General features: G+C 67.7%; 30 protein-coding genes and 4 pseudogenes. 27 read left to right on the forward strand and 7 right to left on the reverse strand.

All coding sequences use genetic code 11. From position 1 onward, the window contains the following. Positions 1–60: 60 nt before the first annotated feature. The 4 genes from H0I39_RS02550 to H0I39_RS02565 are packed head-to-tail and all read right to left on the reverse strand — an operon-like array spanning position 61 to position 3,991. Positions 61–801: a hypothetical protein gene (locus H0I39_RS02550; RefSeq protein ID WP_180549461.1), complete on the reverse strand. Its 741-nt coding sequence runs from the start codon at positions 799–801 to the stop codon at positions 61–63. Next, a complete protein-coding gene (locus tag H0I39_RS02555) occupies positions 774–2,786 on the reverse strand; it encodes a C45 family autoproteolytic acyltransferase/hydrolase (protein WP_180549462.1) in 2,013 nt (670 codons plus the stop codon). The genes H0I39_RS02550 and H0I39_RS02555 overlap by 28 nt, the downstream gene beginning before the upstream one ends. A 58-nt stretch (positions 2,787–2,844) precedes the next feature. Further along, positions 2,845–3,162, reverse strand: coding sequence for a DUF2322 family protein (locus H0I39_RS02560; RefSeq protein ID WP_180549463.1), 318 nt, complete (start codon positions 3,160–3,162; stop codon positions 2,845–2,847). Positions 3,163–3,166: 4 nt separating this feature from the next. Continuing rightward, positions 3,167–3,991 (reverse strand): undecaprenyl-diphosphate phosphatase, encoded by an 825-nt coding sequence (locus H0I39_RS02565; protein WP_180549464.1) that lies wholly within the window; start codon positions 3,989–3,991, stop codon positions 3,167–3,169. Between the two features lie 339 nt (positions 3,992–4,330). Between H0I39_RS02565 and H0I39_RS23030 the strand changes: the two genes are divergently transcribed. The 10 genes and pseudogenes from H0I39_RS23030 to H0I39_RS02610 all read left to right on the forward strand — a co-directional run bounded on the left by H0I39_RS23030 (position 4,331) and on the right by H0I39_RS02610 (position 11,268). Continuing rightward, positions 4,331–4,606, forward strand: coding sequence for a DUF2306 domain-containing protein (locus tag H0I39_RS23030; RefSeq protein WP_307776753.1), 276 nt, complete (start codon positions 4,331–4,333; stop codon positions 4,604–4,606). After that, positions 4,579–4,764: a DUF2306 domain-containing protein gene (locus tag H0I39_RS23035; protein WP_307776754.1), complete on the forward strand. Its 186-nt coding sequence runs from the start codon at positions 4,579–4,581 to the stop codon at positions 4,762–4,764. Before H0I39_RS23030 ends, H0I39_RS23035 begins: the two co-directional genes overlap by 28 nt. Before the next feature lie 121 nt (positions 4,765–4,885). Further along, positions 4,886–5,179 carry a 2TM domain-containing protein gene (locus H0I39_RS02575; RefSeq protein ID WP_180549465.1) on the forward strand — a complete coding sequence of 98 codons (294 nt, stop codon included), beginning with the start codon at positions 4,886–4,888 and terminating at the stop codon, positions 5,177–5,179. A 40-nt stretch (positions 5,180–5,219) separates the two neighbouring features. Beyond that, positions 5,220–5,807, forward strand: coding sequence for a DUF998 domain-containing protein (locus H0I39_RS02580; protein WP_180549466.1), 588 nt, complete (start codon positions 5,220–5,222; stop codon positions 5,805–5,807). A 1-nt stretch (position 5,808) separates the two neighbouring features. Further along, positions 5,809–6,474: pseudogene (locus H0I39_RS02585) on the forward strand (glutathione S-transferase family protein); the annotation flags it as partial. A gap of 292 nt (positions 6,475–6,766) precedes the next feature. Further along, positions 6,767–7,822, forward strand: coding sequence for a sensor histidine kinase (locus H0I39_RS02590; RefSeq protein WP_180549467.1), 1,056 nt, complete (start codon positions 6,767–6,769; stop codon positions 7,820–7,822). A gap of 17 nt (positions 7,823–7,839) precedes the next feature. Continuing rightward, positions 7,840–8,262 (forward strand): annotated as a pseudogene (locus H0I39_RS02595) (NAD(P)-binding protein); the annotation flags it as partial. Then, positions 8,259–9,335, forward strand: a complete 1,077-nt coding sequence (locus H0I39_RS02600; protein ID WP_180549468.1) for a phytoene desaturase family protein — start codon at positions 8,259–8,261, stop codon at positions 9,333–9,335. The pseudogene H0I39_RS02595 and the gene H0I39_RS02600, both read left to right, overlap by 4 nt. Before the next feature lie 433 nt (positions 9,336–9,768). Beyond that, positions 9,769–10,290 (forward strand): retropepsin-like aspartic protease family protein, encoded by a 522-nt coding sequence (locus H0I39_RS02605; RefSeq protein WP_180549469.1) that lies wholly within the window; start codon positions 9,769–9,771, stop codon positions 10,288–10,290. Positions 10,291–10,432: 142 nt separating this feature from the next. Beyond that, positions 10,433–11,268: pseudogene (locus H0I39_RS02610) on the forward strand (LytR/AlgR family response regulator transcription factor). 462 nt (positions 11,269–11,730) lie between these two features. Here H0I39_RS02610 and H0I39_RS02615 read toward each other — a convergent pair. After that, the gene (locus H0I39_RS02615; protein WP_180549470.1) at positions 11,731–12,096 is read right to left on the reverse strand and encodes a hypothetical protein; all 366 of its coding nucleotides are present in this window, start codon (positions 12,094–12,096) and stop codon (positions 11,731–11,733) included. 245 nt (positions 12,097–12,341) lie between these two features. Between H0I39_RS02615 and H0I39_RS02620 the strand changes: the two are divergent. From H0I39_RS02620 to H0I39_RS02645, 6 genes and pseudogenes are all read left to right on the forward strand, one after another. Then, a pseudogene (locus tag H0I39_RS02620) lies at positions 12,342–14,177 on the forward strand (glutamine--tRNA ligase/YqeY domain fusion protein). 26 nt (positions 14,178–14,203) lie between these two features. After that, complete coding sequence (locus tag H0I39_RS02625) at positions 14,204–14,992, forward strand: P-loop ATPase, Sll1717 family (RefSeq protein WP_180549471.1); 789 nt, start codon at positions 14,204–14,206, stop codon at positions 14,990–14,992. 418 nt (positions 14,993–15,410) lie between these two features. Continuing rightward, positions 15,411–15,707: a hypothetical protein gene (locus tag H0I39_RS02630; protein ID WP_180549472.1), complete on the forward strand. Its 297-nt coding sequence runs from the start codon at positions 15,411–15,413 to the stop codon at positions 15,705–15,707. A 631-nt stretch (positions 15,708–16,338) separates the two neighbouring features. Next, positions 16,339–16,896: a nucleotidyltransferase domain-containing protein gene (locus tag H0I39_RS02635; protein ID WP_180549473.1), complete on the forward strand. Its 558-nt coding sequence runs from the start codon at positions 16,339–16,341 to the stop codon at positions 16,894–16,896. Further along, the gene (locus H0I39_RS02640) at positions 16,886–17,305 is read left to right on the forward strand and encodes a hypothetical protein (protein WP_308645746.1); all 420 of its coding nucleotides are present in this window, start codon (positions 16,886–16,888) and stop codon (positions 17,303–17,305) included. Before H0I39_RS02635 ends, H0I39_RS02640 begins: the two co-directional genes overlap by 11 nt. Positions 17,306–17,442: 137 nt before the next feature. Then, positions 17,443–17,619: a topoisomerase DNA-binding C4 zinc finger domain-containing protein gene (locus H0I39_RS02645; protein ID WP_308645906.1), complete on the forward strand. Its 177-nt coding sequence runs from the start codon at positions 17,443–17,445 to the stop codon at positions 17,617–17,619. 24 nt (positions 17,620–17,643) lie between these two features. Here H0I39_RS02645 and H0I39_RS02650 read toward each other — a convergent pair whose 3' ends face one another. Continuing rightward, entirely contained in the window at positions 17,644–18,033 is a 390-nt protein-coding gene (locus H0I39_RS02650; RefSeq protein ID WP_180549475.1) for a hypothetical protein, read from the reverse strand. An 86-nt stretch (positions 18,034–18,119) separates the two neighbouring features. Here H0I39_RS02650 and H0I39_RS02655 point away from each other — a divergent pair, with 86 nt between their 5' ends. The 4 genes from H0I39_RS02655 to H0I39_RS02670 all read left to right on the forward strand — a co-directional run bounded on the left by H0I39_RS02655 (position 18,120) and on the right by H0I39_RS02670 (position 19,735). Then, complete coding sequence (locus H0I39_RS02655) at positions 18,120–18,293, forward strand: hypothetical protein (RefSeq protein ID WP_180549476.1); 174 nt, start codon at positions 18,120–18,122, stop codon at positions 18,291–18,293. Positions 18,294–18,444: 151 nt separating this feature from the next. Next, positions 18,445–18,759 (forward strand): RNA-binding regulator, encoded by a 315-nt coding sequence (rbp, locus tag H0I39_RS02660; protein ID WP_308645747.1) that lies wholly within the window; start codon positions 18,445–18,447, stop codon positions 18,757–18,759. A 221-nt stretch (positions 18,760–18,980) separates the two neighbouring features. Continuing rightward, positions 18,981–19,388: a phage holin family protein gene (locus H0I39_RS02665; RefSeq protein WP_180549477.1), complete on the forward strand. Its 408-nt coding sequence runs from the start codon at positions 18,981–18,983 to the stop codon at positions 19,386–19,388. Then, entirely contained in the window at positions 19,385–19,735 is a 351-nt protein-coding gene (locus H0I39_RS02670) for a hypothetical protein (protein ID WP_308645748.1), read from the forward strand. Before H0I39_RS02665 ends, H0I39_RS02670 begins: the two co-directional genes overlap by 4 nt. 15 nt (positions 19,736–19,750) lie before the next feature. Here H0I39_RS02670 and H0I39_RS23040 read toward each other — a convergent pair whose 3' ends face one another. Further along, on the reverse strand, positions 19,751–20,347 hold the full coding sequence (locus H0I39_RS23040; protein WP_180549478.1) for a hypothetical protein: 597 nt from the start codon (positions 20,345–20,347) through the stop codon (positions 19,751–19,753). A 449-nt stretch (positions 20,348–20,796) separates the two neighbouring features. On the opposite strand from H0I39_RS23040, the gene H0I39_RS02680 reads away from it, so the two are divergent. The 7 genes from H0I39_RS02680 (at position 20,797) to H0I39_RS02700 (ending at position 25,258) form a co-directional block, all read left to right on the forward strand. Further along, on the forward strand, positions 20,797–21,183 hold the full coding sequence (locus H0I39_RS02680; protein ID WP_180549479.1) for a hypothetical protein: 387 nt from the start codon (positions 20,797–20,799) through the stop codon (positions 21,181–21,183). Positions 21,184–21,383: 200 nt separating this feature from the next. After that, entirely contained in the window at positions 21,384–21,590 is a 207-nt protein-coding gene (locus H0I39_RS21460) for an FAD-dependent oxidoreductase (protein WP_257645580.1), read from the forward strand. Then, a complete protein-coding gene (locus H0I39_RS21465) occupies positions 21,587–22,297 on the forward strand; it encodes an FAD-dependent oxidoreductase (RefSeq protein WP_257645581.1) in 711 nt (236 codons plus the stop codon). Before H0I39_RS21460 ends, H0I39_RS21465 begins: the two co-directional genes overlap by 4 nt. Continuing rightward, positions 22,294–22,761, forward strand: coding sequence for an oxidoreductase dimerization domain-containing protein (locus H0I39_RS21470; protein WP_308645749.1), 468 nt, complete (start codon positions 22,294–22,296; stop codon positions 22,759–22,761). Before H0I39_RS21465 ends, H0I39_RS21470 begins: the two co-directional genes overlap by 4 nt. Positions 22,762–22,904: 143 nt before the next feature. Next, positions 22,905–23,906, forward strand: coding sequence for a Bug family tripartite tricarboxylate transporter substrate binding protein (locus H0I39_RS02690; RefSeq protein ID WP_180549480.1), 1,002 nt, complete (start codon positions 22,905–22,907; stop codon positions 23,904–23,906). A 159-nt stretch (positions 23,907–24,065) separates the two neighbouring features. Beyond that, on the forward strand, positions 24,066–24,212 hold the full coding sequence (locus H0I39_RS02695) for a hypothetical protein (protein WP_180549481.1): 147 nt from the start codon (positions 24,066–24,068) through the stop codon (positions 24,210–24,212). Between the two features lie 29 nt (positions 24,213–24,241). Further along, positions 24,242–25,258 (forward strand): hypothetical protein, encoded by a 1,017-nt coding sequence (locus tag H0I39_RS02700; protein WP_180549482.1) that lies wholly within the window; start codon positions 24,242–24,244, stop codon positions 25,256–25,258. Positions 25,259–25,467 lie beyond the last annotated feature (209 nt).

Below are 25,467 nucleotides of genomic sequence, written 5' to 3' on the forward strand. Positions count from 1 at the left end.
GTGACCCGGACTTGAAGAAATGTAAAGTTGCCGCCCGCCGGGCCACGCCCGGGGTCCGGGTTACGGGAAGTTCGGCACCACCGTCAGCCCGGGCAGCGGCGGCACCAGCTCGCGCGGGTCGCGGCCGAACGGCGCGATGACGATGGGCGCATAACCCAGCACGTCGTCCGACAGCTTGCCCACCGTCTGGTAGGTGCCCAGGCTGCCCAGGCCCGCCACCAACACGGCGGAATAGCGCGGATTCAGTGGGTTGTCGCCCGCGGCCAGCACCGCGCTTTCGGGGTGCGTGTAGGTCTGGCCGCGCACGGTGAACGAGCGCGGGCCGAAATCCACCGGCCACTGCGCCGCCAGGCGCTGGCTGACGGCGTTGGTGGTCGGGCGGCCGACCAGCAGCAGGTGGTGGCCGCGCAGCTCGTCCTCGGTCACCTCGCGGTCGGCCCTGATGGGCGGCTGCACGTTGTGCTCGCGCCGGCGCAGCGCGGTCTGCAGCAGCTTGGCGGCCTCGTGGTTGCCCACCGCCTCGTCCTGCGTGCCGTACACGATCAGCGCGTGCTCCAGCTCGTCGTCCATGGTCAGGATGGTGAAGGGCGAACCGTTGCCGCGCGCGGTGGTGCCGTGCTTGTCGACCACCACGCGCAGCGGCTTCGCGCGTGTGGCGATGCGGATCTGCGCGTGCTCGGCGTCGAACACCTGCGCCTGCGTGACGTCGCCCTCGGCCGTTTCCACCGTCACCGGCACCGCCAGCGCGGGGCCGATGCGCGACACGTCCAGCGTCACCACCGCCTCCCAGCTTTTGCCCACGGGGCGTGATTCGGCGCCCGCCACGCCCAGCAGCGGCAGGCCGGGCTGCCGCGTCCACCAGTCGAACAGGGGCCCGAGCGGGCGCTGCGTGTGCCGCTGCAGGAACGTCTGAAAGTCGTGCGTGCCGACGCGCTGGCCGTTGCGCTCGCGTCCCAACCGGCGCATGGCGGCGTCGAACGTGTCGTGCCCCACGATGTCGCGCAGCGTGTGCAGGAACAGCACGCCCTTGCCGGCCACCAGCTGGTAGCCCAGCACGTCGCCCATGTCGGGGCGCGTTTCGGCCAGCGGTTTGTCCAGCCCGCGCGCGCCGCGCGGCCGAACAGGCTGCGGTGATAGCCCAGTTCCACGCCCAGGTCGTCATCAGGGTCGGTGGGCGTGGCGCCGGGCGCGGCGGGTGCGTTCAGTTCGGCCAGCATGCGCTCCAGGCGCGCGAAGCCGGTGGACAGCCAGATGTCGGCATCGCTGGCCGGCAGCAGCGTGCCCTGCCAGTACGGCGGTGGCGGCGCGTAGGCCGCTGGCCTGGGCGATGGCCAGGCCAGGCGCGGGTGCGGCCTGTCGGCCGGCTGCGCGGTGGATACCCGCGGCGGCGCCTGCACATCCAGCAGGGTCCACGGGTTGGGGATCAGCGGACGGATCGCCGCGTGGTCGCGCGCCTCCTGCGCCGTGGGCGGCCACAGCGTGCCGGTGGGCGGGCCGAACGTGCCCCAGCTTTTTAGTTGCGACGCCAGCCGCGCATCGGTGTACTTGGCATCGACCCCGAAGGCCGACACGATCTCGGGCATGGACAGCAGCTTGCGCGCGAAGTCCTGGTCGATGCGGCCCTTGTGCGCGCGGTATTCGCGCAGCCACACCGCATCGCGCTTCGAGGGCTCGTAGGCCGCGCTGCCCGAAGGCCGGCCGTCGCGCCGCGCGGTGGCCGCCAGGCGAGCGCCCTCTTCCTTGATGTTGTTGTCGCTCCAGTAGAAGCCCTCGGCGCCCTCGAACCACTCGGCCCTGCTGCTGCGACGCAGCCGGCTCTGGCCGCCGGCCAGCGTCAGCAGCGCGATCTCGTTGCGCTTCAGGTCGCCCATCACCCATTCGGTGGAGCACAGGCCGTTGTCGTTTCGGGTGAGCAGCGCGGTGGCTTCGTCGATGCTGCCGGCGTACTGCTGCGCCTGGCGGATGCGCGCGGCCAGCGGCGTGCCGCCGGGCACCATGGGGCCCTGGTCGAGCGTGGTCTCGGCCAGCAGCATCCCGGCTTCGTTGATCGCATAGTCCATGCCGCTGTGCATGCCGCCGGGCGTGGTCTGCATGACGAAGCGGTGGCCCTGCGTGGGTTTGACTTCCATCCACACGTTGTAGAAGTTGGCCGGGTACAGGTCGTACATCGTGATGTGGCCGAACACGATCTGCCCGTCCGCCGTGGCCGGGCCGTTGGCGATGAAGGCGTTGCAGCGCTGCGGCGGCTTGCGGGCCTGGCGCGCCACGCGCAGCGTCGGGTCCAGCGGCTGCTGCGTGGCAATGCGCAGGTGGGGCACATTGGGCGTGACCACCAGCGCGTCGTGCAGCGTGTCGAGCTCGTTCGAGGTGTTGAGGGTGATGATGTCCAGCACGTCCAGCCTGCGACCATGCGCGCGCGCGCCGGCGTTGGCGCCATCGACGATGCCCTGCATCTCCTGCATCTGTTCGGGCGGAAAACCCTGGCCGAAGAGGGTTTGCGCCACCCGACGGTTCTGCGCCCAGGCGGCCGCGGGCGCCTTGGGGCCCCAGAACTCCGACAGCGCGCGAATATAGGCCGCGATCTCGGTCGCCAGCAGGTGACCATGCTGCAGGCCGCGTTCGCGCGGCGCGCCCTCGATGTGCACCACCGTCCAGCCGGCCTGGGCGTAACGCCAGCCGGCGCCCCAGCGCTGCACGGTGTGCGGGTCGATGGGCGCGTCGGCCGCCGGCTGCGCCTGCGCGGTGCCCAGCCCCAGCAGCCACAGCGCCAGGCACAGCAGTGCCACCCGAACCGCTAACGCCTTGGCCATGGTCGATGCCCGCTGGTGAGGGATGGAGAGAAGTTCAGGCCGGCAGCGGCACCAGCCGCCAGCCCTGCGGCGCCGCCCGCTGGGCCAGCAGCAACTCGATATTGGGGTGCGAACCCGGGTGCGCCCGCGCCTCGGCCACGTGCTCGGCAAACCACTCCAGGCCCTGGGCGATGGCCGCCGCGCTCAGTTGCCCGTCGAACGCCTGCGCCAGCGCGTGGTAGATGCGCAGCGAGCCCATCTTGCCCGGCGCGGCGGGGATGTGGTGCACCACGGCACCATCGGCATCCAGCACGTCCAGTCCGCGCAGGTGGTCCGCCGTGGGCAGCGTGGCCAGCGTTTCAGCGAAGTTCATGGCTTCAATCCTGCCAGACCACCCACCCGGTCCACCACGTCAGCAGCACGATCAGCCCGAAGGCGATGCGGTACCACGCGAACGGCACGAAGCTGTGGCTGGAGATGTAGCGCAGCAGCCAGCGTACGCAGATCCAGGCGCTGATGAACGAGAACAGCAGGCCGACGCCGAACATGGGCGCGTCGGCCCACGACAGCAGCGCGCGCTCCTTGTAGAGCGAGTACACGCCCGCGCCGATCAGCGTGGGGATGGCGAGGAAGAACGAGAAATCCGTCGCCGCCTTGCGCGACAGCCCCAGCAGCATGCCGCCGATGATGGTGGCGCCCGAGCGGCTGGTGCCGGGGATCATGGCGAAGCACTGCACCAGGCCGACCTTCAGCGCGTCCAGCGGCGTCATGTCGTCCACGCTGTGCACGCGCGCCAGGTTTTGCGGCCGGCGCTCGGCCCACAGGATGACGAAGGCGCCCAGGATGAAGGTGGTGGCCACCACCTGCGGCGTGAACAGATGCGCCTTGATGGCCTTGCCGAACAGCAGACCCAGCACCACCGCGGGCAGAAAGGCGATCAGCACATTCAGCGTGAAGCGCTGCGCCTGCCGGCTGCTGGGCAGCGCCACCACGGTATCGCGGATCTTCTGCCAGTACACGATGATCACCGCCAGGATGGCGCCGGTCTGGATGGCGATGTCGAACACCTTGGCCTTGGTGCCGGTGAAGCCCAGCAGGCTGCCCGCCAGGATCAGGTGGCCGGTGGAGGAGATGGGGAGGAACTCGGTCAAACCCTCCACGATGCCCATGATCGCGGCCTTGACCAGCAGGACGGTATCCAAGAAAAACCTTTCTGAAACGCTACATCATTTGTAGCTTGCGGCGCCGATTCTACGGCGACTGACTGTCGATTTCCTTCATCATCCTGAAACGGACGGCACACCACCAGTTCACACCGCGCTGGCGCATCTCGCGCCGCGTGCATGCATTCCGTCGCATCGCGCTCGCACGGCGCCGGCCTGCGTCGCACAGTGCGGGCCATCGACATCGCCACCCAGGAGACCCGCCATGCTGCTGACCACCCTGCTCGCCGAGCATCCCGAAGCCATCGGCTGATGGGCGTTCGCCCCAAGGCCTTGGCTGCCGCCTGACCGCACCCGACCCATCCACGGAGTACTGCCATGCAGATGAGTCCCGTCATCGCCGTGCACCTGACAGCGGTCCTGGCCGCTCTCGTGCTCGGCCCGATAGCCCTCTGGGCGCGGCGCGGCCATGGCCAACCCGGCCGGAGCGTCACATCGCGACCGCGCCTGCACCGCGCCGCCGGCTACGCGTGGGTCAGCATGATGCTGCTGGCCGCGCTCTCGGCCCTGTTCATCCGCGATTTCACGCTGCCCAACATCGCCGGCTACACACCCTGCACCTGCTGGTGCCCACGACGCTGGTCATGCTGGTGATGGCCTTCCGCGCCCTGGCACGCGGCGACATCCGGGCGCACCGCCAGGCGATGGCGCGCACGTATGTCGGCGCCTGCGTCGTGGCGGGGCTGTTCACGCTGTTGCCTTCGCGCTATCTGGGCCAGCTGGTATGGGGGCAATGGCTGGGCTGGCTGTGACGGCCCGTCGGCCGCCGCCGCATTTCGCGCCGCTCTGGCGCCTTCCGTCGCAAGCCGCTCGCGCCGCGCGCCACACCGTCGCACACTCGTCTCAACCCACACGTTCCACAGGAGCTCTGCCATGACCGACTTGCGGTCCCCCGCCGTCGACAGCGCGCTCGACCGCCTGGCCCGCCGTCGCGCCAGCGCCAAGATGGGCTGGTTCATACACGCGGCCGTGTACGCCATCGTCAACCTCGGGTTGGCGGCGCTGTCGCTCTCGGCTGGGCGAGACTGGCACGCCTACCCGCTGCTCGGCTGGGGGCTGGGCCTGGCCATCCACGGCGCGGCGGTGTGGCTGATCGGGCCCGGTGCCGCGCTGCGCGAGCGCCTGGTAGAACGCGAGCGCGCCGCGCTGGCCCGCCGCGGCCATTGATGGGGCACCACCGACCCCGATCCTGATGCACGAAACCCCCATGACCACCGCCCTCGCCCTGCTGTCCGCCCTGCTCTACGCCGCCGCCCCGCCGTTGCTGGCCGTGGTGCAGGCACGCGATCCCCATCACGACACCGTGCGCGATCCCGTGAGCGACTACGCCCTGGGCACGGCGCGCGGCCTGTTCCAGTGGCACGGCCACCTGGGCACGCTGGCCGCCGCGCTGATGGCGGGCGTGATGCACCTGGCCGGCCTGCCGGGCTGGCTGGTGGCCTGCATGGCGGCGGTGGTGCTGGCGCGCATCGGCGTGCTGCTGTTCCCCACCGACCTGGAGGGCGCACCCAAGACCGCCAGCGGCCGCCTGCACATGGGGTTCGCCGTGGCCTCGTTCGCGCTGTACTACACCGTGGCCGACAACGCCACGCCGCTGCTCGCCCCCGCCGCGCCGCCCGCGTTGGCCGGCGTGCTGATCGCCCTGCGCTGGCTGTGCGCCTGGGCGCTGGCGGCCCTGGTCGCCTGCCTGCTGCTGCCGCCGCTGCGGCGCTGGTTCGGCTTGGCCGAGCGCGTGTTCCTGATCGCCGTGCCGGCGTGGTTCGCCGCCGCCAGCCTGGCCATCGCGGTGCGCTGACATGACCCCGCCCACAATCACCGTCCACCACCTCCACAATTCGCGCGCGCAGCGCATCCTGTGGCTGCTGGAAGAACTGGGCCAGCCTTACGACGTCGTGCATTACCAGCGCGATCCGCAGACCCTGCTGGCCCCGCCCGCGCTGAAGGCCGTCCACCCGCTGGGCAAGTCGCCGGTCGTGCAGGTCGATGGCGAGGTGCTGGCCGAAAGCGGCGCCATCATCGAGACGCTGGCCGAGCGCCTGGGCAACGGCCGCCTGCTGCCCGCGCCCGGCACGCCCGCGGCCACGCGCTGCCGCTACTGGCTGCATTACGCCGAAGGCTCGGCCATGCCGCCGCTGCTGCTGAAGCTGGTGTTCGACCGCATCGCGCAGGCCAGGATGCCGTTCTTCGTGCGGCCCGTCGCCCAGGGCATCGTCGACAAGGCCATGGCCGGCTTCGTCGGCCCGCAACTGAAACTGCACCTGAATTACATGGAGGGCGAACTGCAGCAGCGCGACTGGTTCGCCGGCGATGCCTTCAGCGCCGCCGACGTGCAGATGAGCTACCCGGTCGAAGCCGCGCAAGCCCGCGCCGGCCTGAACGCCGCCGAGCACCCGCGCCTGACCGACTGGCTGGCGCGCATTCACGCGCGGCCGGCGTACCAGCGTGCGGCGCAGCGCGGCGGCCAGGCGCGCAGCCGAGTGATTGATGGGACAGGCAGGCACTGGCCATGTAGGCGCGCACAGCCCCTCTCCCGCACGCGGGAGAGGGTGGGGGTGAGGGCAACCACGCATCGCCACGAAGCACGCGCCGGCACGCTGCCCGCGGCATCGCCCTCACCTTGGCCCTCTCCCCTTCGGGTGGAGAGGGGATGGCAGGGCTCGCTTTCAAGCGCTTTGCCCTCACCAACAAGCACAAAATACGGCCCTGGCGCCCATCCCACGGGCGCGCACAGCTACTTTACTCATAGCAACCCACATGCACCCCTTCTGGCGCGACACCCTTCGGCACGGCCTTCAGGTGCTGGCCTTCTGCTGCGTCATCGCGGTGTTCACCACCATGATGTGGCCGGGCAGCGGCTACGCGCGGCAGCTGGTGCATTCGATCAGCATCGGCATGATCACATGGGCGGTGATCGAGTTCGGCCGCCTGCTGGTGCCGGCGCAGCACTGCCACCGCAACCCCGACACCGGCGGCCACGGCTGGCCCAGGGGCTGGCGCGGCGTCGCCCTCACCGCCGCCGGCATTGCGGCAGGCTTTTTCGGCGGCACGCGGCTGGCGCGGCTGCTGCTGGGCGACGTGACCGAGTACCCGCAGCGCGACCTGGTGCTGGGCCTGCTGGTCACCGTAGCGGCGGGCACGGTGGCCAGCTTCTACTTTCACGCCCGCGGCCAGGCCGCCGCGCTGCAGGCCAGCCGTGCCGCCGCCGAGCGCGACGCCACCGAGGCCCGGCTGCGCCTGCTGCAAAGCCAGCTCGAACCGCACATGCTGTTCAACACCCTGGCCAACCTGCGCGCGCTGATCGGCGTCGACCCGCCTGCCGCGCAGCGCATGGTGGACCGGCTGAACGACTACCTGCGCGCCACGCTCGATGCATCGCGCGCCACCACGCACCCGCTCTCGGCCGAGTTCGAGCGCCTGCGCGATTACCTCGACCTGATGGCGATCCGCATGGGCCCGCGCCTGGCCGCGTCCTTCGACCTGCCCGAGGCGCTGCGCGACCTGCCCGTGCCACCGCTGATCCTGCAGCCGCTGGTCGAGAACGCCATCCGCCACGGGCTGGAGCCGCAGGTGGCGGGCGGCCGCATCGACGTGCGCGCCGAGCGCGTGGGCGACACGCTGCGCCTCACGGTGGCCGACACCGGCGCCGGGTTCGATGCGACCCACGTTCGCGAAGGCCGCTTCGGCATGGCGCAGGTGATCGAGCGCGTGGCCTCGTCCACCGGCGGGCGCGGCGTGGTCCACGTGCAATCGGCGCCCGGCGCGGGCACCACCGTCGCCCTCGAACTTCCCATCGACCAGGCATCGGCATGAACTGGGACACCCTCGTCATCGGCTCCGGCATCGGCGGCCTCACCGCCGCCGCCGCGCTGGCGCGCGAAGGCCAGCGCGTGCTGGTGCTGGAGCAGCACGACATCCTGGGCGGCATGACGCAGACTTTCGCGCGCCAGGGCTTCAGCTTCGGCACCGGCCTGCATTACCTGACGGGCGTGACGGCGCCTGGCGACGACGAAGCGCGCTTCGCCCGGCTGCTGAACACGCTGGGCGACGGCACGCTGCGCTTTCAGCCGCTGCCCGATCGCTTCGACCTGGTGCGGCTGATCCACCCCGATGGCACCGAAACGCGCTTCGCCTACGGCGCGCCCGAGGCGGACAACTGGGCGCGGCTGAAGGCGCAGTTCCCGGCCGAGGGGCTGCCATCGACGCGTATGCCGACCAGTACGAGCAGGCGCGCCGCAGCATCAACACCATGATGGCTCTGCACGGCGTGCCGCGCCCGGCGGCCACGCTGATGCGCTGGGTGCTGGGCCGGCGCTTGCAGCGCCGGGCCGACGTGACGCTGGCCGAGGCGCTGGCGCACGTGCGCGACCCGCAGCTGCGCGCCATCCTGGCCGCGCGCGGCGGCGACTACGGCCTGCCGCCCTCGCACGCGCCGCTGGTGCTGCACGCGCTGGTGATGGGCAGCTATGCCGAGGGCGGCGCGGGCTACCCCATCGGCGGCCCGGCGCGGCTGGCCGAGAGCCTGGCGGCCGGCGTGTGGAACGCGGGTGGCGAGCTGCGCACTGGCGCGCGCGTGGCGCAGCTGCTGGTCGAGGACGGCCGCGCCGTTGGCGTGCGGCTGGCCGATGGCCGCGAAGAACGCGCGCCCCACATCGTCTCCGCCATGGGCGCGCTCAACACCATCGCCGCGCTGCCCGATGGCGTGGCGGCCGATTGGCGCGCCAGCATCCGCAGGCACGAACCCAGCTGCGCCTACATGATGCTGTACCTGGGCTTCAGCGGCACCGCCGACGAGCTGCGCGCCCTCGGTTTCGACGGCGCCAACCACTGGATCTACGACGGCCACGCCACCGGCGCCGCGCCCGACCCCGAGGCGCTGATCTGGCGCAACCCCACCGACGAGGACGCCGGCGCGCTCTACGTCTCCTTCAGCGGCCTGAACGACCCCGAGCACGCCCAAGCGCCCACCGCCGAGGTGTTGGCGCTGTGCGACTGGGAGGTGTTCGCCGCCTGGCAGGATTCGCGCCTCGGCCACCGGCCCGAGGACTACGAGGCCACCAAGGGCTGGATTGAGGACCAGCTGCTCACCCAGTTCAAGCGCCTGTTCCCGACGCTGGCGCAGCGCGTGGCCTACCACGAGCTGTCCACCCCGCTGTCGCAGGCCGCCTATGCGCTGGCGCCCGAGGGCGCCATGTACGGCCTGGCCACCACGCCCGAGCGCCTGCTCGACCCGCGCTGCATGTGCGCACCCCCGTGCCCGGCCTGCTGCTGGCGGGGCAGGACGTGGCCTCGCTCGGCGTCGAAGGCGCCGCCATGGGCGGGCTGATGGCCGCCGCCACGCTGAAGCCGGCGCTGTGGAAGTTGATGAAGGGTTGAGCCGCCGGCCCTCCGCGGCAGGAGCGGCGGCAGCCGCGAACAAAGCGTATCCGCGGTGGACGACAGACCTGTTCGCGGCTGCCGCCGCTCCTACGACGCCCCGCCCCTGTGGGAGCGGCCTTGGCCGCGATACAGCGCATCGCCCCCAGCCACCGCCCCATCGCGGGCAAGCCCGCTCCCACACCTGGTCTTGTTTGATTTCCACGAAACAACATCCATTTCGTCATTCCGGCGAAAGCCGGAATCCACACGACGCGCGCGGCGGAGCTGGATCCCGGCTTTCGCCGGGATGACGATGGTTGACGTTTTGGCAGACGCCGCACGACACCCAGTCCATCCGCCCGCCGCTGCACCACAGGCCGCGCCCCGGCATACTCGCCCGCATGGCCCCGCCCGATTCACCCACCCCCGCGCAGACCCTGCGCCGCAGCACCGCCGCCCTGCTCGCCTTCTGGCTGCTGCTGGCGGGCGCGCTGTGGTGGGGCTTTGCGTGGTGGGAGGGCCGCCAGCGAGCAGGGCTGGAGCCGTACCAGATGGCGGGCGGCGAGTTGGTCATCCCGCGCAGCCGCGACGGCCACTTCTACGTGCGCGGCGAGGTGAACCACGAGCCCGTCACCTTCCTCGTCGACACCGGCGCCAGCAGCGTGGCCATCAGCAGCCGCTTGGCGCGCGCCGCGCGCCTGCCAGAAGGGCGCCCCATCACCCTCAGCACCGCGGGCGGCACGCGCGAAGGGCGGCTGGTGCACGGCGTGCCGGTCAAGGCCGGGCCGCTGGCGCACAACGACGTCAGCGTGACCACCGGGCTGGACATGGGCGACGGCAGCGGCGCGCTGCTGGGCCAGTCGTTCCTGCGCCATTTCGACGTGCGCATCGAAAGCGATCGCATGGTGCTGCACCCGCGATGAGCCATGCCGCCTACCCGTCGTTGATCTGCATTCCCGTAGGAGCGGCGGAAGCCGCGAATGGCCGCATCGCCACGTGCAGGCGCCGATTCGCGGCTTCCGCCGCTCCTACAGTTCCGACTCATCCTCGCTGAACCGCCAAAAGATGCCCACCGCCCTGATTGCCGAAGACGAACCCCTGCTGGCCGCCGCCCTGCAGGCCGAGCTGGCGCGCGCCTGGCCCGATCTGCGCATCGTCGCCACCGTGGGCGACGGCGCCAGTGCGGTGCGCGAGGCACTGGCGCTGCGGCCCGACGTGCTGTTTTTCGACATCCGCATGCCCGGCCTGAGCGGCCTGGACGCCGCCGCCGAGCTGGCCGACGCGTGGGACAGCAGCGCCCAACCCTTCCCCGCCCTGGCCTTCGTCACCGCCTACGACCAGTACGCCGTGCAGGCTTTCGAGACGCAGGCCATCGACTACGTGCTGAAGCCCGTGCAGCCCGAGCGGCTGCACAAATCAGCGCAAAACTGCGCGCAGCGCTTGCTGCACAAGCGCCGGCAGCTATCAACCCAATAGCTAACCAGGCCAGCCTGCAGGCCACCGCCGACCAGCTGCGCCACCTGCTGGCCGCGCTGCAGCCGGGCGCCGATGCCGCCGCGCCGGCGCCGCTGCGCCAGTTGCCCGTCAGCACCGCCGGCTCGGGCGGCTCGACCATCCGCATGGTGCCACTGGCCGAGGTGCTGTACCTGCAGGCGGCCGACAAATACGTGCGCGTGGTCACGCCAGGCGGCGAACACCTGCTGCGCACGCCGCTGAAAGACCTGCTGCCGCGCCTGAGTGCCGACGAGTTCTGGCAGATCCACCGCAGCACCCTGGTGCGCGCCGACGCCATCGACACCGTGCGGCGCGACGAGGCCGGCAAGCTGCACCTGACGCTGCGCGGCTGCCCCGACCAGCTGGCCGTCAGCCGCCTCTACGCCCACCTGTTCAAGGCGCTGTAGGCGCGCGCGGCGGGTTCGGCCCCGCCACTTGCAGGCGATGACATCGGCCTTGTGCGATCTGCCGCAATAGCGGAGTATCGGCTCCCAGCGCTTGATGGACGGGCGCTGACGGATAGATATAAGGGGAGTATCTGCTCACGCATCGGCGCAAACAATTGCCAACGCAGGCAAGCCCGCTCCCGTCCCACGGGTACGGAGTCTGCCTGAAAACAGGAGTATCGATCTCCAGCGCCCATCTGACGGGCGCTACTGAACAGGTATGCAGGGAGTATTAGAGGCAACACTGCACCCGCACCCTGCCCCGCCACACCGGCACGGGCGTACACCCGGCCCTCGCCGTCAGGCCGCCAGCAAAGAAAAGCCCGCTCAGATGAGCGGGCTGCAAGGGTGGTCACCTTGGAGAAGCCGGCCTGGGCACTGGGGGCCTGTTTCCCGGCGGGAGAACCCGGAGGTTAACGCACGTCAATCGTCCCAGCCACGGTGCCGGCGGTGCTTGCGCGGCTTCTTGTGCCAGTGGCCGGGCGGGCCGTAATACACCGGCGCCGGGCGGTACACCACGCGCGGCGGCGCGTAATAGGCCGGCGGCTGCACATACACGGGGCGCGGGCGCACGTACACGGGGCGCGGCGCCACGTACACGGGCGCGGGCTGCACATACACCGGCGCCGGGCCGTAATAGGCGGGCGGCACGTTGCCCACCCCCACCGACACCCCCGGCGAGCCCACGCCCACCGACCAATACACATCCCGTGCCTGGGCCACACCCACGGCGCCCAGCGCGCCCGCGGCGAGCAGCCCGGTGGCCAACATGCGCTGCATCGTCTTCATGGTCAAACTCCTGGTACGCGGCCCGTTGCGGGATATGCCGAACGCGGCCGATACCCTGATTAAACGAAGCAAAGCGCGATACAGACCACATCGCCCAGGTGAAAGCCGTATCCAACGGTAACCCACACCTTGAAAAATCAAGGGTTTACGCCAGCCCGGCGGCACAAAGTCACACCCGCGGCGACCCACCGCGCCCACCGGCGCCGCGTGCCGCACCAACGGGGTGCCGACCTAGAATCTGCGCCATGTCATCCCCCGCCAAACCCACCCCGGCCGACGCCGCCAAGCCCAGCAACTTCATCCGCCAGGCCATCGAGGCCGACCTTGAAAAAGGCACCCACGCCCAGCGCATGTGGGGCGGCCAGCCGGGCGACGGCCCCAGCCACGCCGCCGGCGCGCTGGACCCGGCGCGCATCCGCACGCGCTTTCCGCCCGAGCCCAACGGCTACCTGCACATCGGCCACGCCAAGAGCATCTGGCTCAACTTCAGCCTGGCGCAAGAGTACGGCGGCGTGTGCCACCTGCGCTTTGACGACACCAACCCCGAGAAGGAAGAGCAGGAGTACGTCGACAGCATCCGCGACATGGTGCGCTGGCTCGGCTGGGACCACCACTTTGCCGACGACCCCGCCCGCCCCGGCGTGAAGCAGCCGCACGAATACTTCGCCAGCGACTACTTCGACTTCATGTACCGCGCGGCCGAATACCTCATCGAAGCCGGCCACGCCTACGTGGACGAGCAGACCCCGAGCAAATGCGCGCCACGCGCGGCGACTTCGGCACGCCCGGCACCAACAGCCCCTTCCGCGACCGTTCGCCCGCCGACAACCTGGCGCGCTTCCGCGAAATGCGCGATGGCCAGCACGCCGACGGCGCCATGGTGCTGCGCGCCAAGATCGACATGGCATCGCCCAACATCAACCTGCGCGACCCGACGATTTACCGCATCCGCCGCGCCACGCACCACAACACCGGCGACAAGTGGTGCATCTACCCCATGTACACCTACGCGCACCCCATTGAGGACGCGCTGGAGCAGATCACCCACTCCATCTGCACGCTGGAATTTGAAGACCAGCGCCCCTTCTACGACTGGCTGCTGGAGCGCCTCATCGAAGGCGGCCTGCTCAAGGCCCGCCGCCGCGGCAGTACGAATTTGCGCGCCTGAACCTCACCTACGTCATCACCAGCAAGCGCAAGCTGGCGCAGCTGGTGAACGAGAAAAAGTCAGCGGCTGGGACGACCCGCGCATGCCCACCATCGTCGGCCTGCGCCGCCGCGGCTACACGCCCGAGGCCATCCAGCTGTTTGCCGAACGCATCGGCGTGACCAAGAGCGATTCCTGGATCGACTACAGCACGCTCGACGGCTGCCTGCGCGAAGACCTGGAAAACAAAGCCCACCGCGGCATGGCCGTGCTCGACCCCGTCAAGCTGGTGCTCACCAACTGGGCCGAGGTGTTCGGGTCGGACGCCTACACCGAAGACTGCACCCAGCCCGCCCTGCCCCACAGCGCCATTGCCGAAGGCCAGACCCCGCCGCCCGACCGCGTGTTCAAGATCGGCAAAGACGTGTGGATCGAACGCGAAGACTTTGAAGAAGTGCCGCCCAAGGGCTACAAGCGGCTGTTCCCCGGCAACGTCGTGCGCCTGAAAGGTGGCTACGTCATCGAATGCACGGGTTGCGCCAAAGACGCGGACGGCAAAGTGACCGAAGTGCACGCCAAAGTGATCGCCGGCACCAAGAGCGGCACCCCCGGCGCCGACAGCGTCAAGGCCAAGGCCGCCATCACCTGGGTGGGCGCCGCCGACGGCGTGAGCGCCGAAGTGCGCCTGTACGACCACCTGTTCACCGACCCGCAACCCGACGCGGGCGGCAAGAACTTCCTGGATGCGTTGAACCCCGACAGCCTGAAGGTGGTGACGGCGGTCGTGGAACCGTCACTGGCCGCGGCCAAGCCGGACCAGAAATTCCAGTTTGAGCGGCACGGCTACTTTGTGGCCGACCGGGCGGACCATGGCGTGGGCGGGAAAGTGGTTTTCAACCGGGTGACGGGGTTGAAGGATGGCTGGGGAAAGTAAGCTCATTCAAAACAGGGCGGTACAAAGTGAACTATTTGCGCAATTCTTCTATTGCAGAGGAGCGGGAGCAGGTTGACTACGAGGTCATCTTTGGCAACGACAATGGCGAAGATGAGGATCCCGAAGTATTGGCAGGTTATTTCCTTGAACACCAATCATTCACCAGAGCATCCGACAAGAGTCGTCGCATTGAGATAGTCAAAGCAAGAAAGGGCATGGGCAAATCCGCGCTACTTTCTCACCTGAAATATCGACTAATCAACGCCAATAACCCATTAGACAAAGAGTCCATAGTAATCAAGGTAACCGGAAACGAACTCATTGGCCTTGCCGACTTCACAGGAAATGACGCCTCCAAGATAGAAAATCGATGGAAGCAAGTGATATGCAAGCGCATCTCTATGGAGATTGCAAGTCAAATAGGATTTGCAGGCTCAGATGACACAATGTCACTGGTAGAAGCAGCAGAGATAGAGGGCCTAAAGGGCAAGAATCTTGTCACCGGCCTTATGGCCAGGATTGGGAAAGCCATAAACATTGCAGCTCTTGCAGCAACAAACGGCGCCGTTTCGCTAGAAGCGAGCAATCCTACAGACCCTGACAGGCTTGGCTACGAACACATTCTCAGAAGACTGCAAGAATCCAAAGCAAAAAGCGTTTGGCTTCTTGTTGACGACATCGACGCAAAATTTGTCGATACACCCGAACTACAAACTAGAATTGGGCCTTCTTCAGCGCAATTAGATCTCTTGCATTTTCTGTTGAGGGTCTTCGCATCAGAGCAAGTGTACGCCCAGATGTCTGGACAAATTTGAGAGGCATGGAGGATCAAGATAAATTTAGACAATACATTACTGAAATAAAGTGGTCAGACGAGCATCTGAGAAGTATATTTGCAAAAAGAATTCTTAGCTATTTACAAAGAAATGGAAGCGCCGAATACGCACACTGGAATGAACAAACAGACTACACCCGGATTTTGGCCCAGGTTTTTCGGGCCAATTTAGAATCGGGTCCGAAAAGGACAGCGATCCACTACGAGTTGCGATGATGCTTGCAGGCAAGAGACCTAGGTGGCTAGGGCAACTCTGCAAACAAGCTGGAAATGCAGCCGGAACCCATCTTATTCAGCAACGTCACTTTGATGCCGTAATGGGCTCATTTGGCCAAGAAAAATAAGCGATCTAATTAAAGAGCATCAACACCAGTTCAAGGAACTCCAAAAAGTTATTGATGCATTCAGGGGTAGCGAAAAAGCCTAACCAAGTTCAAATTAATATCGCTAATAGACAGGTTATTCGTAAAAAGCTGGGCGCCGAAAATATTCCGAGCGTAAACGGATTCCCCTTCAAATCCACCGATCAACTCGCAGAATTTTTATTCGAAATTGATTTTATAGTTGGCGAGAAGGGCGGCAAACATACCCAATATCAGCACGATCCGACGCTATTTTCGAGCGAGCATAACGCGCAAAACAAGATTCCTTGGATCGTGAACCTCAGCTATCGAAAATTTTTGGGCATCCAATAAACGAAGGGACAGACACCTTTAGGCTCGATTTGGCACTTCGTCACCCTACCTAAAAGTGCCTCAACCGCACCGGCGGTTCTCGATGTCTAACAGGCCCTAAAAAGACCACGAAATCCGGGTCGATTCATAAGGATTCGGGGCTAGATGGGGAAAAAGCCACCGCGCCCCGTCGTGTTGCCTGATCCAACAAACTCGGTGTGGCGTAACTTTGACAAGGTCTCAGCGTTCGGCTCTTCGTTCTCCAAGATGATGATCTGCCCGGGTTCCTTGCGTGAAGGGGGAAATTGGGGTCAGATGAAGATTACTCGTCGCACCTCGGACAGCAGCAATCATTTCTGCGGGTGTGTCCGCGGTCCTCGCTGCAAGACCACGCTGCCCAAGGTGACTGCCTCCCGCGCCGCATGATGCGCTGGCCAGTATATTTTTATAGCTGCTCGCGCCTGACCATCAAGCGCTGAAGCCGGTTTTAGCCTCTAACCGTAGTGACTATTGGGCCAAATGAAAACGCCCTTTCAGCCATGATCAATGAGGCGCATCGCTGCCCCATCACCAACCCAATTCGGGTTTCATCAAACCCAATTTGGGTATAAACTGCCAGCATGACCTCGACCGCCGACGCCCTCTTCCCGCGGTGCGCCAGCGCGTGCTGGCGGTGCTGTTCGGGTCGCCGGATCGCAGCTTTTACGCCAACGAGTTGATCGCGCTCGCGCGCTCGGGCACGGGGGCGGTGCAGCGTGAGTTGGCCAGTTTGCTGGCGGCCGGGCTGATTACAGTCCGTGACCAGGGCAACCAGAAGCACTATCAAGCCAACGCGGCGTCGCCGGTGTTTGCCGAACTGCGCGGGCTGGTGCTGAAAACGGTGGGCCTAGCCGATGTGCTGCGGGCGGCGCTGGCGCCGCTGGCGGGGCAGATCACCATGGCCTTCGTCTATGGCTCAGTCGCACGGCGCGAGGACACGGCCGCCAGCGACGTGGATGTGCTGATCGTCAGCGATGCGCTGGGCTACGCCGAGGTGTTTGGCGCGCTGGAAAGTGCGGCGCAGACGCTGGGCCGCGCCATCAACCCCACGCTGTACACCCGTGCCGAACTGGCGCGGCGGCGCGCGCAGGACAACGCCTTTGTCACCCGCGTGCTGGATCAGCCGCGCATCTGGCTGATGGGCGATGAAGAGGTATTGCGTGGCGACTGACTCGCTGTTCAACCTGAGCGGGCCAGGCAAGCCGCTGAAAGCCGAGCCGCCCGACACGGCCGAGACCGCTGGCCTGCTGCGTACCGGCCGCGCGCGCCTGATGGACGCGGGCAACGCCGCGCTGTCGCTCGAAAGCCGGTTCGACCTGGCCTACAACGCCGCGCACGCGCTGTGCCTGGCCGCGCTGCGGCGGCAGGGTTATCGCCCCAGCCAGCGCTACATCGTCTTTCAGGTGCTGCCGCACACGCTGGGCTTGGGGCCGGAAGTCTGGCGCGTGCTGGACAAGTGCCACAACACACGGAATCTGGGCGAATACGAGGGACTACTGGACATCGACGAGCGCCTGGTCAGCGGCCTGATCGAGGCGGCGCAGCGCGTGGACGAGGCTTTGCGCGCAGCGGGTGCGTGAACCTATGACCTCGTTCCACTTTCACGCCCGACGCGCTTGCGTTCGCGCAGGCTGACGGCATCAACGCGCTGGATGGCTCGCGCCTGCTGGATCAGATCGCCCGCCTCACGCCCGAGCAGCAGGCCGCGCTGTTGGCGGTGGCGTTCGAGGGTGAATATTGGCGCCCCAACTGCCCGAGCTGCGGCGTGAAGATGCTTGAGCGCGACGCGCGCAAGTCGGGCGAGCGCTTCTGGGGCTGCGAGAACTTTCCGCGCTGCAAGACCACGCAGCCGATGACGAGGGCGGCCGCCATGACACCGCAAGCCAACGGCTGATCGCCCGCAGCGCCTGGTCTTTCTCTATATTTTCGATAGCAGCTTGCGCCGTCTGGACAAGCGCGGGAGCACGATTTGGCCATTGATCGCCTGAAGGCCGCGCAGTGCCGGAAAATCGACCACGACTCGCCTCAAAATCGCTCGAAAATCCCCCATGGACAACACCCAAAAATAAAAGTCCGACGGTCTGGAAATATCAACTACACTGCTTCGGTCGTTGCTTGAAAATCCCTCCGGGCTTTTTCTGAACGATATGCACGGCAGCCACCCAACGGGTCGCCTGCATTCTTGGCAGCACGCCGCCAGGCTGCGCCACCCGCTGTCTTGAAAGAGCCTTGAGCAGCGCGGTTGTCCTTCAGGCTCACGCAGGATGCCCACGGCAAGCCTGCGGATTTGCATGATTTCTGTTTCCACTTTTTCCCCTCCATGGGCGCGGCCATGATGCCGCTGCCGACCCCTCGCCTGCCCCCGAACGACGCCAGCTCACGCTGGGCAAACCCATGCTGACCCGCATGATCGAAGTGCCGGGCGCTCTGTTTCTTGAAGCAGTGACGCCGGTGCGCCGGCGCCGCCAGTTGCAGCCGGCGGCACGTGTGCTGGCACGCCTGCTGGCCGTCACGCAGCTGCAATGGTTCGACGACCAGGGCGGCGCACGACCGCTGGCGGCGGCCTGACGCAGCCTTGACCGGCGCCCGCGCGGCCGCTGCCGCCACGGCGTCTTGCGCGCTCACTGCTGGGCGCCCGTTTTCCCCGGTGGCCCGGGTTTTGATATTGCCGGGGCCGCCATTTTCCTGAAGAGAGAAATATCCATGAGCCAAAATCTATGTGGGCAATCTGCCCTATTCCGCTTCTGATGCCGACCTGCAGCAAAATTTTTCGGCCTTCGGCGATGTGGTTTCGGCCACCGTGATGACCGACCGCGACACCGGTCGCTCGAAGGGCTTCGGCTTTGTCGAGATGAGCAGCCCCGCCCAGGCGCAGGCCGCCATCGAGGGGCTGAACGGCCAGTCGGTCTCGGGCCGCGCGCTGGTGGTGAACCTGGCACGCCCGCGCGACGACAGCGGCCCGCGTGGCGGCGGTGGCGGTGGCTATCGCTCCGGCAACGGCGGCGGTTATCGCGGCGGCGGCGGTCGCTACTGATCAACTGATCGCAGCGGCGGTCCGCAAGGCCCGTCAGCGCGCAGGAGCGCAGGCCCCGGCCTTGGCGCACGACACAGGCGGACACCTTGGCTGGTGTGCCGCCTGTGTTGTTTCTGGCGCTGTACGCTGGCAAGAGCGTGCGGCCCTGCGCCACGGGTTCAGCGCGCCGGGCCGGCCGGTCGGGGCGCATCACCCGCCGGGCGCGCGGGTACGATCCGCCCATGCTCGCCAATCTCACCCCTTTCCTGCTGCACTGGGCCATCACCGCGTTCGGCCTTTGGGTGGCGGCGCACGTGTTCAAGGGCATGCGCTTCGACAGCGGCGGCGCGCTGGCGGTGGCGGCGCTGCTGCTGGGGCTGGCCAATGCGGTGGTGCGGCCGCTGCTGGTGGTGCTGACGTTGCCGCTCACGCTGCTGACGTTCGGGCTGTTCCTGCTGGTGATCAACGCGCTGATGCTGATGCTGGTGGCCAGACTGGTGCGCGGCTTTCACCTGGACGGCTTCTGGACCGCGTTCTGGGCCAGCCTGTTCATGTCGCTGCTGAGTCTGGTGCTGGGCGCCTTCGTTCTGGGCGGCACGCCCGAGTTCACCATCGAAACCAGCCCGCCGCCGGGCCAGACCTGGCTGTGAGCGCGGCGCCGCCCCGCCCGCGACGGCGGCGCGCGCACTACCACGTCTACGTCATCGAACTGTCGAAAGACGTGCTGCTGGAGCCGCGCTTTCGCCGCTGCAACCCCGGCTACGTGGACGGCAAGCCCTGCGTGTATGTGGGCATGACGGGGCTGGACCCGGATGTGCGCTTCGACAAGCACAAGGCGGGCATTCAGGCCAACGCCTACGTTTTGAAGTACGGCCTGCGCCTGTTGCCCGATCTGTACGAAGGCTTCAACCCGATAACGCACGACGAGGCCGTGGCGCGCGAGATCGAAGTCGGCATCGACCTGCGCTCGGCCGGCATGGGGGTGTGGCAGGCGTAGCGGCCAGGGTTGTCGTCAGCCGCCGTTGCGCGTGCGGCTTCGACCGGCGGCCTGGCGACTGCCCAGGGCCGCCAGCAGCAGGCCGGTCAGCAGCAGGCTCCATTCGCCCAGCGTGGGCACGGAAGCGGGCGCGGGCGGCGGGGGCGGTGGCGCGCTGACTTCGAAGTTGGCGGCAAGGCTCTGGCCGCCGGCACTCAGCATGACGTTGTCGACGGCGCCGTGGAAGCTGCCGTCCCAGCCGGTGCCTGCGAAGGCCAGCACACCGACGATGCAGGCCCCGCTGACCGTGCCGGCAGAGCCGTCGATGTACGCCGACAGCGGCATGAAGGGGGCCACCGCGCCGATGTCGTTTTGCCAGACGATGGACGTGGGCGTGATGGTCTGGGGCACCCACTGGTCGGTGGGCACGGGCGTGGGCGCGGGGGTTTGGTAGCCGGGCTCGTAGATCAGATAGGTCTGATCGGCGCCGGTGTTCGCGTCACAGTCCAGATCGAGCCACAGCGCGTAGGCCGGCGCCTGGATGCCGGGGTTGGTGCTGCGCCGTCCCGGTAGAACTCGTAGCTCGCGCTGGCAAAGCTCGACAGCGGCACCGGCGTTTCCAGCCCGTACCACCACATGGCCTGCGCCGCAACCGTGGGCAGGGTGATTTCGGCCGAACCGTTGCCGCTGCGTGGCAAGGTGCCGGTGATGGCGGTGCTTCCCCGCCCGATGCGGCGTTGCCCCAGCCTGCCGGGTCAGCCGGCGTGACGATGGCAGCATGGGCGCTGCAGGCCAGCGCGGCAGCGGCGGTGGCGATCAGGCGAACAGTTCGAGCAGGCATCGGCGTCCCCCATGTGAAGCGATCGGTAACGTACCTGATTCCATCGGTCTGCTCAATGGGCACGGAGCCATCTTTACGAACCGGCCTCGACAAAGACAACAACCATGAGGCACCGGTGCTTCGTCGCCAGCTGGCGGCGGCATGACAGGTGCATGTGATCGCAGCACGCGGCGCGCGTTGATCAGGATCGTTACCATGCGTGACCCTCATGCGCTGCCGGCCAGGGCCGGACCGCTGCACCATGAATTCCTTCAACCGCATTCTTTACCTCGCGCTCGCCGTCTATGTGGCCGTGCTGCTCTACAAGGGTTGGACGAGCGGGCAAGTCATGACACGACGGCGCCCGCCCGGCAAACGGTATGGCCTGGTGGACCGCGGCGAAGCGCCCCGCAGATACTGGGGCTACATGCTGTTCTATGCCCTGGCCCTGATGCTTTTTGGCCATGACGATCTGGAGCGCCTGACGCTTTCGACCGCTGGCAGCCAGTCCGGCCATCAGCACCGCCCGAACCATGCACCAGCGCACGATGCCTGGCACGCAGCACCCAAGCGCCTCGCCCTGATGAGTTTGTCGCCAGGCAGCGATTCAGAATCATGGGAGTATCCACCTACAGCGCTTTATAGATAAGCGCTATAAGACTGGTATATGGGGAGTATCCTGAATTCACCACTCCCTGCGACATGGCGCGGCGACCACACCAGGCGATCCGGCCATTGGTCGGCACAGGCCAGGCTGGGTTCCAGGCTGCCGCGCACACGCCCACCACATCCGCTACGATGCATTAATCAGTGTTTGCTGATTTGCGCATATACGAAAAGGAGATACCCATGACCGCCCCCATCCAGACCGACGTGGCCATCATTGGCGCCGGCACCGCCGGCATTGGCGCCTTTGCCGAGCTGGGCAAGCTGGGCCTGTCGCGCGTGCTGATCAACCACGGCCCGCTGGGCACCACCTGCGCGCGGGTGGGCTGCATGCCGTCGAAGGCGGTGCTGCACGCGGGCGCGCAGTGGGCCACGCTGCGCACGCTTTGAACGGGGCCGAGCCACCAGCCGGCGCCCAGCGCCCCATCGACCTGTGGCGCCACGCCCGCGCCACGCGCGACATGCTGGCGGGCAACACGGCCAAGCGCACGCAGTCGGCCGCGGGCGACGATCTGCTGATGGGCCGCGCGCGCTTTGTCGGCCCCAGCACGCTGGACGTGGACGGCCGCCGCGTGGAGGCCAAGGCGGTGATCGTAGCCACGGGCTCGGGCCCGGTGGTGCCAGGCTTCCTGAAGGCGCTGGGCGAACGCGTGCTGACCACCGACACGCTGTTCGACCTGGACGAGCTGCCCGCCAGCGTCGGCATGCTGGGCCTGGGCGCCATCGGGCTGGAGATGGGGCTCGCGCTGTCGCGCCTGGGCGTGCGCGTGGTGGCGGGCGACATGAAGGCGCTGCCCGCCGGCATCACCGACCCCGAGGTGGGCCAGGCCGCCATTGCCCGCTTTGCGCCCGAGCTGACGATGTGGCTGGGCCAGCCGATGCAGGCCAAGGCGGATGACAAGCGCATCACCGTGAGCGCGGGCGATGGCCGATCGGAAACCGTCGACATGGTGCTGGCCGCGCTGGGCCGCAGCCCCAACCTGGACGGGCTGGATCTGGCCGCCGCCGGCGTGCCGCTGGACGACAAGGGCCGCCCCCAGCTGAGCGACGACGGCCTGCGCGCCGGCGATGCGCCGGTGGTTTTGCCGGCGACGTGAACGGCGTGCGCCCGCTGATGCACGAGGCGGTGGACGAAGGCCTGTTCAGCGCCCGGCTGGCGGCGCACATCGTCGACGGCCGCGCCATCGAGCAGCCGCAGCGCCGCGTGCCGCTGGCCATCGTGTTCAGCGACCCGGACATCGGCGCCGTGGGCATGGCGCACGACCAGCTGGATGCCGGCAGCACGGTGATCGGCACGGCCAAGGGCTCGGCCAACGGCCGCGCGCAGGTGCTGGGCGCGCCGGATGACCTGATCCGCGTGTACGCCGACGCCCGGTCGGGCCGCCTGCTGGGCGCCAGCCTGATCACCAGCCACGGCGAGCACCTGAGCCACCTGCTGGCCTGGGCCATCCAGCGCGGCGAAACCGCCCAGCAGCTGCTGGAGCTGCCCTACTACCACCCGACGCTGGAAGAGCTGCTGCAGAGCGCGCTGAAGGATGTGGCGCGGCAGGTGAAGGGCTGAGGCGGGCACGACCGGCGCGGTGCGGCGGTGTGCCGCGTCGTGATGGGTTCTTGCTCCACGTCGTACTCGCGCAACCCGCCGTGCTGTACAAACCGGCCAGCGCCGTCCGCGTGGCGGCCTGTTCACACCCCCAGGAGACACCCATGACCCACCCCACCCTTCCCCGCCGCCGCGACGTGATCCGCCAGGGCGCGGCCGGCGCGCTGGCACTGTCGCTGCCCGCGCTCAAGGCCCATGCGCAGGGCGATGCGGCCTGGCCCAGCAAGGTGATCCGCATGATCGTCGCCTTCCCGGCCGGCGGGCCGACGGACACGGCGGCGCGGCTGATCGCGCAGAAGCTGTCCACGCGGCTGGGCCAGCAGGTGATCGTGGACAACCGGCCGGGCGCCTCGGGCTCCATCGGCACGGCGGCGTTCATCAAGATGCCGGCCGATGGCTACAGCATCTCGATGTTCGGCATGCCGGCGCTGCTGGCGCCCATCGTCTACCGCAACAACCTGTACGACTCGCGCAAGGACTTCACCTGTGTGGCCACCGTGTACGACCTGCCCTACGTGATCGTGGTCAACCCGCAGGCGCTGCCCGGCGTGGACAACCTGCAGCAGCTGATCGCCGCCACCAAGGCGAAGGAGCTGAACTACAACAGCCCCGGCACGGGCAGCATGGGCCACCTGTCGATGGAGCTGCTGAAGGACCTTGGCAAGTTCCCCATGCAGCACATCCCCTACAAGGGCAGCGCGCCGGCCATGACGGACCTGCTGGGCGGCCAGGTGCCGGTGATGTACGCCGACCTGATCGCCGCCATGCCGCACATCGAGAGCGGCAAGATCAAGGCCATCGCCCTGGGCTCGCCCGATGCCAAGGTGTTTCTGCCCAAGGTGCAGGCGATCTCGGAACAGGGCTTTGCGGGCTTCAACTCCAGTTCGTGGAGCGGCATCGTGGTGCCCAACGGCACGCCGGCGCCGGTGGTGGCGCGGCTCGATCAGGAGCTGAAGGCCATCCTGGCCGAGGCCGACACGAAAGAGCGCATGCAGAAGATCGGCGCCCTGGCGGCGCACCAGCCGCCCGCGCAGATGAAGACGCGCCTGGCGCAGGAGTACGAGCGCTGGAACAAGGTGGCGACGGAGAAGAACATCTCGGCCTGACGGCGGCGGGCATGTGCATGCCAGGGCCGACGCCGGTCAAGCCGCTGCACGCCGGTTATTTACTATACTAAAAATAGCTGGTCGCGCTTGGTGGATGCGGCCTGCAGCCACATTTCATTGAAATTGTTCGCTGACGCCGGACCATGCCACCAACGCCGCGTGGTCGTGCGCGCACCCGATCCGTTGCGCCACCGCGTCGTTCAGCAGTCAGAATCCGAACCCATGCCGATGACGATGCAAGAAGTGGCCATCTGGGGCGTGCTGGCGGGCGGCCTGCTGACGCTGGCGGGGCTGGCGCTGGCCTAATGGCTGGCCGAGGGCGCCACCGGCCGGCCTTGCGCAATCTCGTATTCGTGGCGCTGATGGGCACGGCGGTGATCCTGATCGTCGGCCTGCCCGAGACGCTGTGGCCGCGGCTGGACGGGCGGGTGCTGCGCATGTTCAAGGCCAGTCTGGGGCCGCTGGCGGCCTCCGTCACGCTGTACTACCTGGGCCAGTGGATGGGCGGCCTGCGCGAGGACGCGGTGATGAACCGCATCACCAACTGGAGCGCGGCCGTGATGGGCGTGCTGGCGCTGGGCCTGGCGCTGGCGGCCCTGCTGGCGCCGCCGGAGCGCTTTCGCAGCGTGTTCATGGCGACGGCGGTGTGCAACGTGCTGGCGGTGCTGCCCGGCTTTGCGGCCTCCGCCCGGGCCGCCATGCTGGGTGATCGGCTGGCGCGCTGGATGGCCCTGGCCACGGCGGTGCTGGGCGCCATGACGACGGGGCTGTACCTGCACGGGCTGTACCTGCACGGCCTGGCCATGCAGGGCGTGGCATGGCCCTGGCTGGGCACCGGCACGGTGCTGGTCACGGTGGTGCTGACGCTGGGCTTCTTCATCCTCACCTCCGACCTGGTGGGCGTGCGCAACCGCGAGCAGCGGCGCCTGGCACGGCTGTCGCGCATCCAGCCGGGCATGGAACCGGCCACGCAACTGCCCACCGGCTCGCACCTGCTGACCCGGGTGGAAGACGCGCTGTGGACAGCCAAGCGCCGGCAGGCGCAGGTGGGTGTGGTGGCGCTGTACCTGGACAATCTGTACGAGCCGCTGGAAGGCGATGATCGCAGCAGCGAATACCAGATCCTGGTGGCGATGGCGGCGCGCATCCGCCGCGCGGCGGGCTTTCGCTGCCTGGTGGGCATCTACCACCCGCGCTGCTTCATCGTGGTGATCACGCTGGATGCCGACCGGCAGGCCTTTGCGGCGGCGCTGAACCGGCTGCGCGCCTACGTGGGCGAGTCGATCGACCTGCTGGGCACCGACCGGGGCCGCGGCGCTTTGTGCCGCGCGTGGGCGTGGGCGTGGTGGTGACCGATGCCGCCGACGCCGTGGCACGCGTGCTGCTGGACGAGGCCGAGCAGGAGGCGCGCGCCAGCGTGCCGGCCGAAGAGGTGGATACGCAGTACTGAGGCTGCGGGGCCGTGCGACCGTGGTTGATGGGGAAGCTATCGACTTGAAGATGCGCTGAATTTTTTGAACGCAGAGAACGCCGAGATTTCGCAAAAGCCGCAGAACAAGCT

The organism is Ottowia beijingensis (assembly GCF_013423955.1).
Classification (GTDB): domain Bacteria; phylum Pseudomonadota; class Gammaproteobacteria; order Burkholderiales; family Burkholderiaceae_C; genus Ottowia; species Ottowia beijingensis.

What these genes read in the sequence shown, in the direction of transcription:
- H0I39_RS21460 (WP_257645580.1), top strand. Translation starts at nt 21,384, where the DNA reads ATGACCGCCCCCATCCAGACCGACGTGGCCATCATTGGCGCCGGCACC.
- H0I39_RS02575 (WP_180549465.1), top strand. Translation starts at nt 4,886, where the DNA reads ATGACCGACTTGCGGTCCCCCGCCGTCGACAGCGCGCTCGACCGCCTG.
- H0I39_RS02580 (WP_180549466.1), top strand. Translation starts at nt 5,220, where the DNA reads ATGACCACCGCCCTCGCCCTGCTGTCCGCCCTGCTCTACGCCGCCGCC.
- H0I39_RS02680 (WP_180549479.1), top strand. Translation starts at nt 20,797, where the DNA reads ATGAATTCCTTCAACCGCATTCTTTACCTCGCGCTCGCCGTCTATGTG.
- H0I39_RS02560 (WP_180549463.1), bottom strand. Translation starts at nt 3,162, where the DNA reads ATGAACTTCGCTGAAACGCTGGCCACGCTGCCCACGGCGGACCACCTG.
- H0I39_RS02665 (WP_180549477.1), top strand. Translation starts at nt 18,981, where the DNA reads ATGCTCGCCAATCTCACCCCTTTCCTGCTGCACTGGGCCATCACCGCG.
- H0I39_RS02615 (WP_180549470.1), bottom strand. Translation starts at nt 12,096, where the DNA reads ATGAAGACGATGCAGCGCATGTTGGCCACCGGGCTGCTCGCCGCGGGC.
- H0I39_RS23030 (WP_307776753.1), top strand. Translation starts at nt 4,331, where the DNA reads ATGCAGATGAGTCCCGTCATCGCCGTGCACCTGACAGCGGTCCTGGCC.
- H0I39_RS02605 (WP_180549469.1), top strand. Translation starts at nt 9,769, where the DNA reads ATGGCCCCGCCCGATTCACCCACCCCCGCGCAGACCCTGCGCCGCAGC.
- H0I39_RS02655 (WP_180549476.1), top strand. Translation starts at nt 18,120, where the DNA reads ATGCTGACCCGCATGATCGAAGTGCCGGGCGCTCTGTTTCTTGAAGCA.
- H0I39_RS02630 (WP_180549472.1), top strand. Translation starts at nt 15,411, where the DNA reads ATGCATTCAGGGGTAGCGAAAAAGCCTAACCAAGTTCAAATTAATATC.
- H0I39_RS02690 (WP_180549480.1), top strand. Translation starts at nt 22,905, where the DNA reads ATGACCCACCCCACCCTTCCCCGCCGCCGCGACGTGATCCGCCAGGGC.
- H0I39_RS02590 (WP_180549467.1), top strand. Translation starts at nt 6,767, where the DNA reads ATGCACCCCTTCTGGCGCGACACCCTTCGGCACGGCCTTCAGGTGCTG.
- H0I39_RS02600 (WP_180549468.1), top strand. Translation starts at nt 8,259, where the DNA reads ATGATGGCTCTGCACGGCGTGCCGCGCCCGGCGGCCACGCTGATGCGC.